Here is a 13,654-nt window from a genome sequence, read left to right as displayed (position 1 = left end):
AGGCCATGGGTTGCGCCTGCGGCCAGCAAGCCGCTTGTCCCTCAGCGGTTCAGCGTAGCCATGCCTGCCTCGGCATAGCGCTCGCCCGCTGCCGCCCCGCGCGGGAAGACCGCATCCAGCGCCAGCAGGTCCTCGGAAGACAGCTTCACCGAGAATGCGCCCGCGTTTTCTTCCAGATAGCGGCGGCGCTTGGTGCCGGGGATGGGCACGATGTGCGGATCCTGCGCCATCACCCAGGCCAGCGCCAGCTGGCTGGGCGTGCAGCCGTGCTTTGCCGCCATTTTCTTCACTTCCTCTACCAGACGCAGGTTGCGGGCGAAATTCTCGCCCTGGAAGCGCGGATTGGTGCGGCGGAAATCATCTTCGGCCAGATCCTCGAAGCGCTGCAGCGCGCCGGTCAGGAAGCCCCGTCCCAGCGGACTGTAGGCCACGAAGCCGATGCCCAGCGCGCGGCAGGTGGCCAGCACATCGGTTTCCGGATCGCGGGTCCACAGGGAATATTCGCTCTGCAGCGCCGTCACCGGATGCACCCGGTGCGCTCGCTCCAGCGTGGCCGATGAGGCCTCCGACAAGCCGATGTAGCGGATCTTGCCGGCGTCCACCAGGTCGGCCAGCACGCCCATGGTGGCTTCGATGGGCGTATTCGGATCGATGCGGTGCTGGTAGTAGAGATCGATGGTCTCGATGCCCAGGCGCTTGAGGCTGCCTTCGACCGCCTGGCGGATATAGGCCGGGCTGCCGTCCACGCCGCGTGCGGCCGGGTTGGCCGGGTCGCGCCGGATGCCGAACTTGGTGGCGATGAAGAACTTGTCGCGGCGGCCGCGGATGGCGCGGCCGATCAGTTCTTCATTGGTGTAGGGGCCATACATGTCGGCCGTGTCGAGCAGGTTGATGCCAAGGTCCAGGGCGCGGTCGATGGTGGCCAGCGATTCGGCGTCGTCGCGCTGCGCATAGAAATCGCTCATGCCCATGCAGCCCAGGCCGATGGCCGAGACCAGCGGGCCGTTGCTGCCCAGGCGGCGGGTGCCGACGTGAGAATCGGGTTGCAGGTGGGTGGTGAGGGGTTCGGTCATGGTGCCATCCTTTCGGGGTGAGGAGCGACGGCCTTGGTGCCGCGGGTTGCGCGGGCAGGTTCAGCACGGGCTTGTTGCTCCAGTTCGTCGTACAGGACCAGCTTGCGCTGCAGGACGGCCAGGTTCTCCTGCAGCTCGGCCAGGGTGTGTTGCACGCAAAGCGTATGCGCTTGCAGCATGGCCTTGCGTTCAGTGACGCTTTCCAGGGTATTGCCCTCGCGGCGCAGCTCGGCATAGCGCAGCATGGCGCGCACCGGCAGGCCGGTGGCCTTGAGCTTCTTGAGGAAGTCGATCCAGTTCAGGTCTTCCTGGGTGTAGCGGCGATGGCGGTTGTCGCGCCGTTCCACCGGATCGAGCAGGCCGATGCGTTCGTAGTAACGCAGGGTATGCACCGACAGGCCGGTGGCCTCGGCCGCTTGGGCAATGCTCAGGGAAGTCGTCATGGCAGCCAGTCTAGAAGTTGGAGTGCGCTCTAAGTCAAGCGCTGCCTGCCATTATCGGCATTCAGGTCGGAGTGCGCTGGTGCAGGCGAGTTCATTGCCGCGCTGCAGGTGGGCGAGCGGCCATCGAGCCAGTACAATGCGCGCTGCCATTATTTCTGTCCCGGAGATTTTTCGCATGCACATCGATGCCGCCACGCAACTTCTGCTCGACGCCCGCCACAGCGGCCTGGCGCTGGACTGGCGCCGCCTGGCCGTGGGCGACGCCGAGACCGCCTATGCCGTACAGGATGCGCAATTGCGCCGCCTCGGTCCGGTCGCCGGCTGGAAGGTCGGCAGCAAGGGCGACGGCAGCCTGCCGGGGTGTGCGCCTTTGCCTGCTTCGGGGGTCGTCGCATCAGGGACCGAATTGCGTGGTCCGCAATGGCGCATGCGTGGGCTGGAAGTGGAATTGGCCTTGCGGGTGGGGCGGGACTACGATCCCGGCGAGCAAGTGCCGGATGAAGCCGAACTGCGCACGGTCTTCGATGCCATCCTGCCGGCCATCGAAGTGGTGGAGACGCGTCTGGGTCATCCACCCTGCACCAATCCCTGGGCCGGCATGGCCGACCTGCAAAGCCATGGCGCCCTGATCGTCGGCACTGCGCAGCCGCTGCCGCCCACGCTCTCGCTGCGCCAGATCGCGGCCAGCCTGCACATCGATGGACAGGAAATCACCCGCACCACCGGCGGCAATCCGGCCGACCTGTGGCCCATGCTGGGCTGGCTGGCCCTGCATTGCGCACGCCGCGGCCAGCCCTGGCGCCAGGGCCAGGTCATCACCACCGGCTCCTGCACCGGCCTGCAACTGGCGCGTGGCGGGCGGCTAATCGAGGCTGCGCTGGAGGGGGGCGGCGCGGTCTCGTTCAGCTTTGCAGGCTAGGGCCCAGCCACTGCTCAGGCCATCACTTGGCCGATCAGCCGGCCGACTTCCGCATGCACCGCATCGCGCCGCGCATCGGTGGCGGCGTTTTCCGTGAGATAGACCGCAAAGAGCAGCGGTGCGCCCTTGTCCGTCCACACCACGCCCACATCGTTGGCCGTGCCCAGACGCCCTGTCCCCGTCTTGTCACCGACCTTCCAGCCCTTGGGCAGGCCGGCGCGCACGCGCTTGTCACCGGTCTGGTTGGCTACCAGCCATTGGGTCAGCTGCTGGCGTGAGGCCGGCGTGAGCGCATTGCCCAGCACCAGCTGGCGCAGGTCGGCCGTCATTGCGGCCGGGGTGGTGGTGTCGCGCGGGTCGCCGGGCGTCGCTTCGTTGAGCGTGGGTTCATTGCGGTCCAGGCGCGTGAGCTCGTCGCCCAGCGTGCGGATGTAGCGCGTCAGTCCGGCCGGGCCGTTCATGCTGTCCAGCATCAGGTTGGCTGCCGTGTTGTCCGACAGGGTCACCGCCGCCTCGCACAACTGTGCCAGCGACAAGCCTTGGCCACCGGTGTGCTTGCCCGTGGTGGGCGAGTAGGGCACCAGGTCCTGCTGGCGATAGACGATGCGGCGCTCCAGCTGCTCCCGGCCTTCATCCACGCGGCGCAGCACTGCAGCGGCGGCCAGCAACTTGAAGGTGCTGCACATGGGGAAGCGCTCGTCAGCCCGATAGCCCCAGTGGCGGCCGCCGGCAGTATCCACCAGGGACACGCCGAGACGCCCGCCGATGTCGGCCTCCAATCGCGACAGGGTGGCGGTCAGTGTGGATGAGTCCTCAGTTTTACTTGTTCTGGTGGCATCGGCCGCCCAGCTGCGGCTGATCAGGCCGGCGCCGGCCAGCGCCGCCAGGGACAGGAAATGGCGTCTTCCGGTCATGCTTTCTCCTTGATGAATGGTGACAACAGGGCTGCATGATAGGCAGTAGCCGTAGCGCACACAATTCACGATAATTGGACACAAGCCCAAGAAAAACTGATGCCTGGAGTGTCCATGTACCTGCCCTTGAACGCCTTGCGCGCCTTCGAAGTCTCAGCCCGCCATCTCTCCTTCACACGGGCCGCCGAGGAATTGAGCGTGACCCAGACCGCCGTGAGCATGCAGGTCAAGAACCTGGAGCAGCGGCTGGGCGTGACCCTGTTTCGTCGCCTGCCACGCGGCCTGGCCCTCACCGACGAAGGGCTGGCGCTGCTGCCGGTGGTGGCGCAATCCTTCGGGCGCATCGCCGATGTACTGGCCCAGTTCGAAGATGGCCGCCGCCGCGAGGTGCTCACCGTCGGTGTCGTCGGGACCTTCGCCGTGGGTTGGCTCATGCCGCGCCTGCGTGAATTCCAGCAGCAGCATCCCTTCGTGGACCTGCGTCTGCTCACCAACAACAACCGGGTCGACCTGGCCGGGGAGGGGCTGGATTATGCGATCCGTTTTGGCGATGGTGCATGGCATGGCACCGAGGCCGATCGTCTGTTCGATACACCGCTGGCCCCCATGTGTGCGCCCGACATTGCCGCGCGCCTGCGCACGCCGGCCGACCTGGGGGCGGAGACGCTGCTGCGTTCCTATCGCAGCGATGAATGGCGCCGCTGGTTTGCAGCGGCCGGCGTGCCTTGCCCGCCCTTGCGTGGTTTCGTGTTCGATTCCTCCCTGGCACTGGCCGAGGCCGCCGCACAGGAGGCCGGTGTGGCGCTGCTGCCGGTGATGATGTTCGAGCGCGAGCTGCGCCAAGGGCGCCTGGTCTGCCCGTTCAATCAGCGTATCGTGCTGGGGGCCTACTGGCTCACGCGCTTGAAGTCGCGTCCGCAAACCGCTGCCATGGCGGCTTTCCGGACATGGCTGAAGGGACAGGCAAGCTGCACGTAGGTGTGGCTGAGGTGATGACTGCGCGCAACAACTACAGCGATGTCAGAGAAATCCTGATAGACGCCCGGCCTGCATGCACATAGAATAAATGATATAAACAATTTATACGGTTCGTGCCGGCCGTATGAATCGAGTCCATGGACAGACCGGCACTGGCAGAAAACCCTCGGGACCCTGCCATCAGTCAACAGTGAAAGGGGGTAAGTCATGCGCTACTTCGCACAACTCTATCGCAAGCTGGTCGATTTTCTCAACGACTCCAGTGAACTCGATACCGGATCGCATCGCGGTGCGCCGCATTGCTGCAGCCTGTATTCGGGCTTGTCGAGCATGTCGCAGGATGAGCAGCGTCACTGACGTCTCGGGTTACTGACCCTCACGCCTGCATCACCTGCCAACCCGGGCCGCGCCAGCGCCCCGGGTTTTTCTTTGCCCGGCCATGGGGGAGGGCGCGCCAAGCGCAGGCCCGCTCACCCTCTGCACAGCTGCCGGTTTCCTTGCGAGGTCTTTTAGATTATGCAGATTCGCTAAAGAGTGTCATCAGGAATTTCCTGCTAATCATTTCAGCGAAGATGTAATACAGTCGGAGTGTCGGGTAATACGCTCCCGCAGCGGTCCCTGCGGACCGTTGCGAGCAGGAAGCGGCCACCCGCAGCAGCAACTTCTCTCGGGCTCAGATGACACAACTCAAAAAAATCAGCGTCAACGACTTGGCCGTGGGCATGTATTTTTCCGGCTTCGACGGCCCCTGGATCGAGAATCCCTTCTGGCGCAGCAAATTCCTGATCGAACACCCGGCCGACGTGAGCCGCGCGCGCAGCGCCGGCTTCGAGTTCTGCTGGATCGATATCTCACTGGGGCGCGATGTCATTGCCGCCAGCCCGGTCCAGGACGGGCCCGAGCAGGTTGCCGTGGCGCCGGCCGCTGCGGTCACGCCCGAGGACCAATACCGGCACGAACTTGGCGAAGCCTTGCGGCTCTACGAGAGCGCCAAGGAGTCGACCCAGCTGATGTTCAAGCAGGCCCGCCTGGGCAAGACCCTGGATGTCGAGCGATGCCAGGATCTGGTGGAGGAAATTGCGGACTCGGTGACCCGCAATTCGAATGCCCTGCTCAGCATCATCCGCTTGAAGCGCGCCGACGAATATACGTACCTGCACTCGATTGCGGTGTGCACCATGATGGTGGCGCTGGCGCGCACGCTGGGCATGGACAACACCGCCTGCAAGGAAGCCGGCCTGGCCGGCTACCTGCATGATGTGGGCAAGGCTTTCATCCCGCTGGAGGTACTTAACAAGCCCGGCAAGCTGAGCGACCAGGAATTTCGCATCATCCAGCGCCACCCGGTGCTGGGCTACGAATACCTGAGCGGCTTTGCCGGCGTGCCCGACTATGTGCTGGACGTCTGCCTGCACCACCACGAGAAGATCGATGGCAGCGGCTACCCGGGGCGCCAGCAGGGCAACCAGATCGACCTGTACTCCCGCATGGCGGCGGTGTGCGACGTGTATGACGCCATCACCTCCGACCGCAGCTACAAGGCCGCCTGGGATCCGGCCGAATCGCTGGCCCGGATGGCGAGCTGGAACGGGCACTTCGACCGCCCCATCTTCCTGACCTTCGTCAAGACACTGGGCATCTATCCCATCGGTTCCATCGTCAAGCTGCGCTCGGGCCGTACCGCCCTGGTCATCCGCCAGAACCACAAGGACCTGACCAAGCCGGTCGTCAAAGCCTTCACCACCGTGCTGTCGATCGAGGCGCTGGAGAGCGAGATCATCGACCTTTCTTCACCAGACCAGGAGGATGTCATCAGCGAGCGCAGCGGACAGGACTGGATTCGCAGCAACGGACTGGTGCTGGATTCGCTCAAGGCGCTGGTGGAGGGAAGCGACGGCGCGGGCGAGCCGGCGCCATAGCCGCACGCTTGATGATGACCGAGCAACCCGGTGCGCGCGAGCGCCCGGGTTTGTTGTTGTCAGTGAATCTCCTCAGCGGGCGCCGAGGATGTGCGCGATGCGTTCCTCATTGGCCGGATGGCTGGAGAGGTAGCGTGCAGCCGGACTATCCTTGCTCTTGCCCAGGTCTTCCAGCTTCTCGAACACCAGTGCCAGCTTCTGGCGCGGCAGGCCATTGGCCTTGAACATGGCGATGGCGTAATCATCGGCCTCGCGTTCGATATCGCGTGAATACTTCAGGTCCAGCAAGACCGTCGGGATGTTGGCCAGCACCGCCGAGACATCGCCAAAGAGCAGCGTGGCTGCGGCGGCAATGGCCGAACTCTGGATCAGCCGCCGCATCAGGTGGCGCCGGTGCACATGCCCCAGTTCATGGGCCAGCACCCCCATGAGGGCGTCATCATCGTCAAGCAGCTGCACGATCTCATCGGTGACTACGATCTGGCCCGAGGGCAGGGCGAAAGCGTTGGGGCCGATGCGGCTCTTGCGGAACACGATCTGGTAGTCGGGCGCATCCGACATCGGCATGGTCAGGGCGCGAAAGCGCGACGTGATGCCCTTGGCCCGCTGGGTGTCGAGCTGGCTGGGTGCCAATACGTGCTGGTCGAGGAAGTCCAGCGTCCCTTGACCGACCTGGCGATCCACCGCCACCGGCAGGATGGCCGTGATGCCCTGCGCGGCCAGCGGCAGCAGGTACAGGTAGCTCAGTACCACCACCGCGACCAGCGCCGCGCATGCCGCCAGCGCATGGCGCCAGCTTTGCTGCAACCGGACCACCAGTGAATCCCGGTGGCCGGTCTCGTGCAGCAAGGCGCTGAAGGCCGTCCCATCGATGATTTCCAGATAGGCACCGTCAGGGAAGCTGACCTTGCGCGCAGCCCGGTTCAGGCGCTCGGAGACGCGCAGTTGGGCGATCGGACAGTCCCGCTCCACCTCGCCGCGCACTTGAGCCACGCCATCGCTGACGGTCAGCGTCACCAGATGGCGCCGGGAGGTTTTGCCGTCAAAGTAGGAAGCGGAGACTGTCATGGCTTACATCGAGAGATCGAAGTCGAGCAGGTCGCCCAGGCCTTCGCCGGTGGCCGAGCCGGGCGATTCGCTGGAAGCGATGAAGTCATCCAGGCTACCCGCCGGCAGCAGCGTCACCGACTCGATGCGGTAGCGCATCATGCGGATTTGCGCGAAGGGAGTGAATAGTCCCAGCGTGAACGCAATGCCCAACACGTTGGTGAGCAGGATGACGGCGGTGCGGCCCCAGCGCATGCGGCTTTCGAAGCGATGCTCGCCCAGGCGGGTGTTGTTCCACACCAGGTTCTGCAGCAGCGTGATCCACAGGGGAATGATCAGGAAGGACCAGGCATAAAGAGCGAACAACATCAGCCCGAACGCGGCGATCGAGCCCGTACCCGATTGGACTGATTGGAACAGTGCCACGCCGCCAAAGCCGACCACGATGAGCACCGAGCCGGCGATCCAGCCGCCGATGCCGGCCGCAAAGGCCAGGTAGAACGCGCCCACCGAACCGTGGAAGGAAAAGTGGGTGGCGCCGAAGCGCGCTTCATTGTGCTGGAAGCGCTTGAAGCGCTGCGCCGCCATCGGCATCAACAGGCCCAGGCTGACACCCGACATCAGGGGCCACAGCAGGAAGTTCTTGAAGGCGCCGCCGAAGCTGCCACGAAAACCGAAGCGGATGCCGCGATAGCTGGTGTTGTAGAGCTTGAACTGCAGGCTGCGCCAGATCAGCCAGGGGCTGGCCAGCATCAGGGCCAGCGCGGCCAGCAGGCCCAGCAGGATGTTGAGGTAGCCGGCGACCTGGTACGCCACCAGCAGCACCACGGCCAGGATGCGTCCCTTGAGGTTGGCCACGGGATTGCCGTGATAGTCGAAGCTGGCCCCGGCCACCGAGGTATTGTCGTAGAAGTAGCGCAGCCGCCGCACCTTGGCCCAGGCCGAATAAATGCCCAGGGTGACCACGGAGAGCAGCAGGTTGACGATCCAGATGCGGAAATACTCGGCGCCGCGGCCGCTGAAGGTAAACGCCTGCGGCGCACTGTGGTCGGCCGAGTCACGCAGGACGGTCGCGAAATTGCTTGAGGCAGCGGGAGCCGAGGGGGAGGGGGAAGAGGATTCAGGCAAGTCAGGATGATCGTTCATGGAAGCTCTTGTGTTGGTCGTTGTATGGAAGAGGTCTGCCGATGGGGTCGGGCAAGAATCCATTGCTCGCAAGTAAAAGTCAAGTTGCCGCTTAACACCATGCGCCTTGTATGGGTTTTGTATGGATGGCCCTCGCATTTTTTCGAGCCTCAGTGGTATGACCTCCTGCAGAAATGCACTGTTTGTGCGAACATTGCTGCCCAAATGCGGTCAAGGCCGTGGCATGGCTGAGCTGGAAACGGCGCGGTCCTGCTGCATTGTTGATCCGCATTGTTCAACTTCGCGCCAAACACAAGTTTCCTGAACGCCGCCCGGCCTCCACCCGGGCGGCGTTTGCCAACCAAAGGAGCCTCCATGTCCACGTCCTGGAATACCGCCGCCATTGCCGAGAAGCTCGGCCTCCCCGCCGCCGACCTCGGTATCGAGACCATTGCCCATAGCGCCGACGGCATCGATTACGAAAGCGTCCTGCTCTACAACAAGGCGCAGCCGCCGGTGTCGGGCGTGCTGACCGTCCCCAACTATTTCGGTCTGCGCCAGCAGGCGCTGGAAATCGCCGCCACCACCATCGGTGCCGGCCATGCCATCCTGGTGGCCGACGTGTTCGGCAAGACCCTGCGCCCGACCAATCCGGATGAAGCGCTGGCCGCCATCATCCCGCTGAAAAAGGATCGCGCCGAACTGCGCAAGCGCATGCACGGTGTGCTCAAGGTCTTGCGCGAGCAGAGCTTCGTCAAGCTCGATGCCGGCAAGCTGGGCGCCAGCGGTTTCTGCTTCGGCGGCACCGCGGCGCTCGAACTGGCGCGCGATGGTGCGGACGTGCGCGGCACGGTCTCGCTGCACGGCGCGCTCGATACCCCGGTCCCGGGCCAGAGCAAGGTCAAGGGCGCGGTCCTGGTGCTGCACGGTGTGCAGGACCCGTCGGTGCCGCGCGATCAGGTCAATGGCTTCATCGACGAGATGAGCGCCCTCAAGATTGACTGGCAACTGGTCAACTATGGCCTGGCCGGCCACTCCTTCACCGATCCGGATGCCAACCATCCCGGCTTCTTCTACCACCGCCAGACGGCCGAGCGTGCGGCCGCAGCACTGCAGGCTTTCTTCGGCGAAGTGCTGGCGTAATGGCGGCCGGCCGGGCATGAAGGCTGGCCCGGCCGACCTGGTTTGTATCCCTGCGCGGCAGTGCCCGTAGCTGCTGCGCAGGGAGCTTCACCACAACAACAAGAGACGGCGTCCATCCGGCACGCAGGGGAGCGTTCATTCACCTTCTGCGTATCGCGCCAGCGTCCTGCCATTCCCTCGTCAAAATCCCACGTCCAAAGGATACTCATGTCACAAGATAAAGAGCCCAGGCGGCGCTTCCTGCGCCAGGTGTTGGCCATCGTCCCAGCCGCGACCACGCTAGGCGGCGCCACCACCGTAGCAGTCAGCCAGCCGGCAATGGCCGACAGCAGCGAGCCGGGCAAGCCCCGCGCCTACACGCCGACCTACTTCACTGCGCCCGAATGGGCCTTCCTCAACGCCGCCGTCGATCACCTCATCCCTTCCGACCAGTACGGTGCCGGTGCGCTCGAAACCGGCGTGCCCGAGTTCATCGACCGCCAGATGGAAACCCCCTATGGCGCCGGCAAGCTGTGGTACATGCAAGGCCCCTTCCATCCGGACAGCGTGCCCGAACTGGGCTACCAGCTCTCGCTGGTGCCGCGCGACATCTACCGCCAGGGCATCGCTGCCTGCAATGACTGGTGCAGCAAGAACCACGGCAAGGTCTTCGCCGAACTCGACAAGGCCAAGCAGCTGGACGTGCTCAAGATGATGGAAGGCGGCAAGATCACGTTCGATACCGTGCCCGCCAAGACCTTCTTCAGCTTCATGCTGGGCAATACCAAGGAGGGCTATTTCGCAGATCCGATGTACGGCGGCAACCAGAAGATGGGCGGCTGGAAGATGGTCGGCTTCCCCGGTGCGCGCGCCGATTACGCTGACTGGGTTGATCAATACAACGTCAAATATCCATACGGCCCCGTGTCGATTCTGGGAGAGAAGGGCTGATCATGGCTATCAAAAAAGACAAAGTGGATGTAGTGATGGTGGGCCTGGGCTGGACCGGTTCCATCATGGGCATGGAGCTCACCGAAGCCGGCCTGAACGTGCTGGCGCTGGAACGCGGCGACATGCGTGACACCAACACCGACACGCCTTATCCGAAGGCAGTCGATGAACTGAAATACTCCGTGCGCGGCGCGCTGTTCCAGGACCTCTCGCGCGAGACCGTGACGATTCGTCATACGCTCTCGGATGTGGCCGTGCCGTACCGCCAGCATGGTTCCTTCCTGCTGGGCGATGGCGTGGGCGGCGCCGGTTTCCACTGGAACGGCATGATGTACCGCAACCTGCCCGAAGAGCTGGAAATGCGCACGCACCACGAGCAGAAATACGGCAAGAAATTCATCCCCGAGGACATGACCATCCAGGACCATGGCGTGACCTACAAGGAGCTGGAGCCCTTCTACGATTTCTCGGAAAAGGTCATGGCGGTTTCCGGCAAGGCCGGCAACCTCAAGGGCCAGATCGTGGCCGGCGGCAATCCGCTGGAAGGCGAGCGCAGCGATGAATTCCCGACCCCGCCGCTGCAATACCAGTACAGCGCCTCGCTGGTCGAGAAGGCCATGCGCGACGTCGGCTACCACCCTTATCCGGCGCCCGCGGCCAATGCTTCGCAGCCCTTCACCAATCCGTATGGCGTGCGCATCGGCCCCTGCAATTACTGCGGCTTCTGCGAAAACTACGGCTGCTACATGTATTCCAAGGCATCGCCGCAGACCACCATCCTGCCGGTGCTGTTGAAGCGCAAGAACTTCGAGGTGCGCACCAAGGCCCAGGTCATCAAGGTCAACCTGGATGCCTCCGGCAAGCGCGCCACCGGCGTCACCTACATCGACGCCCAAGGCCGCGAAGTCGAACAGCCCGCCGACCTGGTCCTGCTGACCGCCTTCCAGACCCACAACGTGCGCCTGCTGCTGCTCTCGGGCATCGGCAAGCCCTATGACCCGGTCTCCGGCGAAGGCGTGGTCGGCAAGAACTTCGCCTACCAGTACAACGGCGGCATCAACGTGGTCATGCCCAAGGGCACGCAGTTCAATCCGTTCATCGGCACCGGTGCCGGTGGCGTGGGCATGGACGACCTCAACGCCGACCAGTTCGACCACGGTCCGCTGGGCTTCATCGGCGGTGCCTCGATTCGTCACGTGCGCTATGGCGGCCGTCCCATCAAGCAGGCCGGTACCATGCCGGGCGAGAAGGTTCCCAACTGGGGTTCCGAATGGAAGGCCAGCGTGCAGGATGCCTACCAGCGCACGCTCACCATCGGCATGTCCGGTTCGGTGATGGCGTATCGCGATTGCTACCTGTCGCTGGATCCGACCTACAAGGATGCCAATGGCCAGCCGCTCTTGCGCATGACCCTGAACTGGAAGGAGAACGAAGGCAAGATGCTGACCTACATCGCCGGCGAGATGGAGAAGGTCGGCCAGGCCATGAATCCGGAGAAGGTCGTCAAGGCCGTGCGCAAGACTGGTTCGTCCTGGGATACGCGGGTCTATCAATCGACCCACCTCACCGGGGGCGCCATCATGGGGACCACACCCAAGAACAGCGTGGTCAACAAATACCTGCAGAGCTGGGATGTGCCCAACGTGTTCGTCTACGGCGCCTGCGCCTTCCCGCAGAACATGGGCTACAACCCGACCGGGCTGGTCACGGCGCTGGCGTATCACTCCGCCAAGGCCATCCGTGAGCAGTATCTGAAAAACCCCGGCCCGCTGGTGCAGGCATAAGGATGACGACCATCATGATCAAGCATTATTTCATCGCCGCCTGTGCGGCTGTCATGTCGCTGTCCGCCTTCACCGCAGCAGCGCAGAACAATGCCGCCGCGCCTTCGGCGGACCAGCAGCTGGTGCAGCGTGGCGAGTACCTGGCCAAGGCCGGTGACTGCGTGGCCTGCCACACTGCCAAGGGCGGCAAGCCCTTTGCGGGTGGCTTGCCCATTGCCACGCCCATCGGCACGGTGTATTCGTCCAACATCACGCCGGACAAGGACCACGGCATCGGCGGCTACAGCGAAGAGGATTTCGACCGTGCGCTGCGTCACGGCATCCGCAAGGATGGCGCGTCGCTCTATCCGGCCATGCCGTATCCTTCCTACGCCAAGGTCAAGCCGGCCGACGTGAAGGCGCTCTATGCCTACTTCATGCAGGGCGTCCAGGCTGATCCCGCACCCAATCGTGGTGTAGACATCACCTGGCCCTTGTCGATGCGCTGGCCGTTGTCGGTGTGGCGCAAGGTGTTCGCACCGGCGGTGGCGGCCGATGGTCCTGAGGACAACAGTCCCCTGGTCCGCGGCCAATACCTGGTCGAAGGCCTGGGCCACTGTGGCGCCTGCCATACCCCGCGCGGCGTGGGCATGCAGGAGAAGGCGCTGTCCAATGACAGCAGCCAGTTCCTCTCCGGTGGCGTGATCGACGGCTACCTGGCCAACAACCTGCGCGGTGACGCCCGCGACGGTCTGGGCAACTGGAGCGAGGCCGACATCGTGGCCTTCCTCAAGACCGGCCGCAACAGCCATTCCGCTGCTTTTGGCGGCATGGCCGATGTGGTCGCCAACAGTACCCAGTACATGACCGGGGAAGATCTCTCGGCCATGGCCAAGTACCTGAAGTCCTTGAAGGCGGTGAAGGAGGGCACGGCTGCGCTGGCCTATGACGACAAGACCCACCAGGCCTTGCGCAAAGGCAGCGACCAGAGTCCGGGCGCCATGGCCTTCCTGAACAACTGCGCGGCCTGCCACCGCAGCAGCGGGAAGGGATATGAAGAAACCTTCCCGACCCTGGCCTTGTCGCCGACGGTCAATGCCGAGAACCCGGCTTCGCTGATCCGCATCGTGCTGGAGGGTGCCGAGATGCCGTGGACCCACAAGGCCCCGACGCAATTCGCCATGCCGGGCTTTGCCAGCCGCCTGTCGGACCAGGAAGTGGCCGATGTGGTCAGCTTCATCCGCAGCAGCTGGGGCAACCAGGCTTCTTCGGTGAGCGCATCGGATGTGGCCAAGGTGCGCAAGCAGCTGCCGGAAAAGAAGACGGTGGAGGCGGGGAGTGCGCCGCTGGCCAAGCAGTAAGCGCTAGTCGGCCTGCTGCAGCGCTGTAAAGAAAAGCCC

The 13,654-nt window shown here is 64.1% G+C and carries 13 protein-coding genes; 8 read left to right on the top strand and 5 right to left on the bottom strand.

The window, feature by feature from the left end:
* Positions 1-41: 41 nt before the first annotated feature.
* Both ACLRDN_RS17805 and ACLRDN_RS17800 read right to left on the bottom strand, forming a co-directional pair.
* Positions 42-1,073, bottom strand: a complete 1,032-nt coding sequence (locus ACLRDN_RS17805; RefSeq protein ID WP_413457369.1) for an aldo/keto reductase — start codon at positions 1,071-1,073, stop codon at positions 42-44.
* Positions 1,070-1,516: a MerR family transcriptional regulator gene (locus ACLRDN_RS17800; RefSeq protein ID WP_413457368.1), complete on the bottom strand. Its 447-nt coding sequence runs from the start codon at positions 1,514-1,516 to the stop codon at positions 1,070-1,072. Before ACLRDN_RS17800 ends, ACLRDN_RS17805 begins: the two co-directional genes overlap by 4 nt.
* A 175-nt stretch (positions 1,517-1,691) precedes the next feature.
* On the opposite strand from ACLRDN_RS17800, the gene ACLRDN_RS17795 reads away from it, so the two are divergent.
* Entirely contained in the window at positions 1,692-2,435 is a 744-nt protein-coding gene (locus ACLRDN_RS17795) for a 2-keto-4-pentenoate hydratase (RefSeq protein ID WP_413457367.1), read from the top strand.
* Between the two features lie 14 nt (positions 2,436-2,449).
* Here ACLRDN_RS17795 and bla read toward each other — a convergent pair whose 3' ends face one another.
* Positions 2,450-3,349 (bottom strand): class A beta-lactamase, encoded by a 900-nt coding sequence (gene bla, locus ACLRDN_RS17790; RefSeq protein WP_413457366.1) that lies wholly within the window; start codon positions 3,347-3,349, stop codon positions 2,450-2,452.
* Positions 3,350-3,463: 114 nt separating this feature from the next.
* Between bla and ACLRDN_RS17785 the strand changes: the two genes are divergently transcribed.
* The 3 genes from ACLRDN_RS17785 (at position 3,464) to ACLRDN_RS17775 (ending at position 6,246) form a co-directional block, all read left to right on the top strand.
* Positions 3,464-4,327, top strand: coding sequence for a LysR family transcriptional regulator (locus ACLRDN_RS17785; RefSeq protein WP_413457365.1), 864 nt, complete (start codon positions 3,464-3,466; stop codon positions 4,325-4,327).
* Between the two features lie 207 nt (positions 4,328-4,534).
* The gene (locus ACLRDN_RS17780; RefSeq protein WP_008330992.1) at positions 4,535-4,684 is read left to right on the top strand and encodes a hypothetical protein; all 150 of its coding nucleotides are present in this window, start codon (positions 4,535-4,537) and stop codon (positions 4,682-4,684) included.
* A gap of 320 nt (positions 4,685-5,004) precedes the next feature.
* The gene (locus ACLRDN_RS17775; RefSeq protein ID WP_413457364.1) at positions 5,005-6,246 is read left to right on the top strand and encodes an HD-GYP domain-containing protein; all 1,242 of its coding nucleotides are present in this window, start codon (positions 5,005-5,007) and stop codon (positions 6,244-6,246) included.
* Positions 6,247-6,318: 72 nt separating this feature from the next.
* On the opposite strand, the gene ACLRDN_RS17770 is transcribed toward ACLRDN_RS17775, so the two are convergent.
* On the bottom strand, positions 6,319-7,314 hold the full coding sequence (locus tag ACLRDN_RS17770; RefSeq protein ID WP_413457363.1) for a M48 family metallopeptidase: 996 nt from the start codon (positions 7,312-7,314) through the stop codon (positions 6,319-6,321).
* 3 nt (positions 7,315-7,317) lie between these two features.
* Positions 7,318-8,439: a YjgN family protein gene (locus ACLRDN_RS17765; RefSeq protein ID WP_413457362.1), complete on the bottom strand. Its 1,122-nt coding sequence runs from the start codon at positions 8,437-8,439 to the stop codon at positions 7,318-7,320.
* 354 nt (positions 8,440-8,793) lie between these two features.
* Between ACLRDN_RS17765 and ACLRDN_RS17760 the strand changes: the two genes are divergently transcribed.
* From ACLRDN_RS17760 to ACLRDN_RS17745, 4 genes are all read left to right on the top strand, one after another.
* Entirely contained in the window at positions 8,794-9,561 is a 768-nt protein-coding gene (locus ACLRDN_RS17760; RefSeq protein WP_413457361.1) for a dienelactone hydrolase family protein, read from the top strand.
* Positions 9,562-9,768: 207 nt separating this feature from the next.
* Positions 9,769-10,491, top strand: a complete 723-nt coding sequence (locus ACLRDN_RS17755; protein WP_134223018.1) for a gluconate 2-dehydrogenase subunit 3 family protein — start codon at positions 9,769-9,771, stop codon at positions 10,489-10,491.
* Between the two features lie 2 nt (positions 10,492-10,493).
* Entirely contained in the window at positions 10,494-12,275 is a 1,782-nt protein-coding gene (locus tag ACLRDN_RS17750; RefSeq protein WP_121045165.1) for a GMC family oxidoreductase, read from the top strand.
* 14 nt (positions 12,276-12,289) lie between these two features.
* Positions 12,290-13,615 (top strand): cytochrome c, encoded by a 1,326-nt coding sequence (locus tag ACLRDN_RS17745; protein ID WP_413460407.1) that lies wholly within the window; start codon positions 12,290-12,292, stop codon positions 13,613-13,615.
* The last annotated feature ends 39 nt before the right edge of the window (positions 13,616-13,654 follow it).

It is taken from the genome of Herbaspirillum huttiense, from assembly GCF_047300815.1.
Classification (GTDB): Bacteria; Pseudomonadota; Gammaproteobacteria; order Burkholderiales; family Burkholderiaceae_D; genus Herbaspirillum; species Herbaspirillum huttiense_A.
Note: the sequence above shows the minus strand (reverse complement) of the source record. Positions and strands in the feature narration are given on the sequence as shown.

Excerpts from the sequence above, each read along its gene's own strand:
- ACLRDN_RS17785 (WP_413457365.1), top strand. The coding sequence starts at position 3,464 with ATGTACCTGCCCTTGAACGCCTTGCGCGCCTTCGAAGTCTCAGCCCGC.
- ACLRDN_RS17780 (WP_008330992.1), top strand. The coding sequence starts at position 4,535 with ATGCGCTACTTCGCACAACTCTATCGCAAGCTGGTCGATTTTCTCAAC.
- bla (WP_413457366.1), bottom strand. The coding sequence starts at position 3,349 with ATGACCGGAAGACGCCATTTCCTGTCCCTGGCGGCGCTGGCCGGCGCC.
- ACLRDN_RS17765 (WP_413457362.1), bottom strand. The coding sequence starts at position 8,439 with ATGAACGATCATCCTGACTTGCCTGAATCCTCTTCCCCCTCCCCCTCG.
- ACLRDN_RS17750 (WP_121045165.1), top strand. The coding sequence starts at position 10,494 with ATGGCTATCAAAAAAGACAAAGTGGATGTAGTGATGGTGGGCCTGGGC.
- ACLRDN_RS17770 (WP_413457363.1), bottom strand. The coding sequence starts at position 7,314 with ATGACAGTCTCCGCTTCCTACTTTGACGGCAAAACCTCCCGGCGCCAT.
- ACLRDN_RS17755 (WP_134223018.1), top strand. The coding sequence starts at position 9,769 with ATGTCACAAGATAAAGAGCCCAGGCGGCGCTTCCTGCGCCAGGTGTTG.
- ACLRDN_RS17760 (WP_413457361.1), top strand. The coding sequence starts at position 8,794 with ATGTCCACGTCCTGGAATACCGCCGCCATTGCCGAGAAGCTCGGCCTC.
- ACLRDN_RS17800 (WP_413457368.1), bottom strand. The coding sequence starts at position 1,516 with ATGACGACTTCCCTGAGCATTGCCCAAGCGGCCGAGGCCACCGGCCTG.
- ACLRDN_RS17745 (WP_413460407.1), top strand. The coding sequence starts at position 12,290 with ATGATCAAGCATTATTTCATCGCCGCCTGTGCGGCTGTCATGTCGCTG.
- ACLRDN_RS17775 (WP_413457364.1), top strand. The coding sequence starts at position 5,005 with ATGACACAACTCAAAAAAATCAGCGTCAACGACTTGGCCGTGGGCATG.
- ACLRDN_RS17805 (WP_413457369.1), bottom strand. The coding sequence starts at position 1,073 with ATGACCGAACCCCTCACCACCCACCTGCAACCCGATTCTCACGTCGGC.
- ACLRDN_RS17795 (WP_413457367.1), top strand. The coding sequence starts at position 1,692 with ATGCACATCGATGCCGCCACGCAACTTCTGCTCGACGCCCGCCACAGC.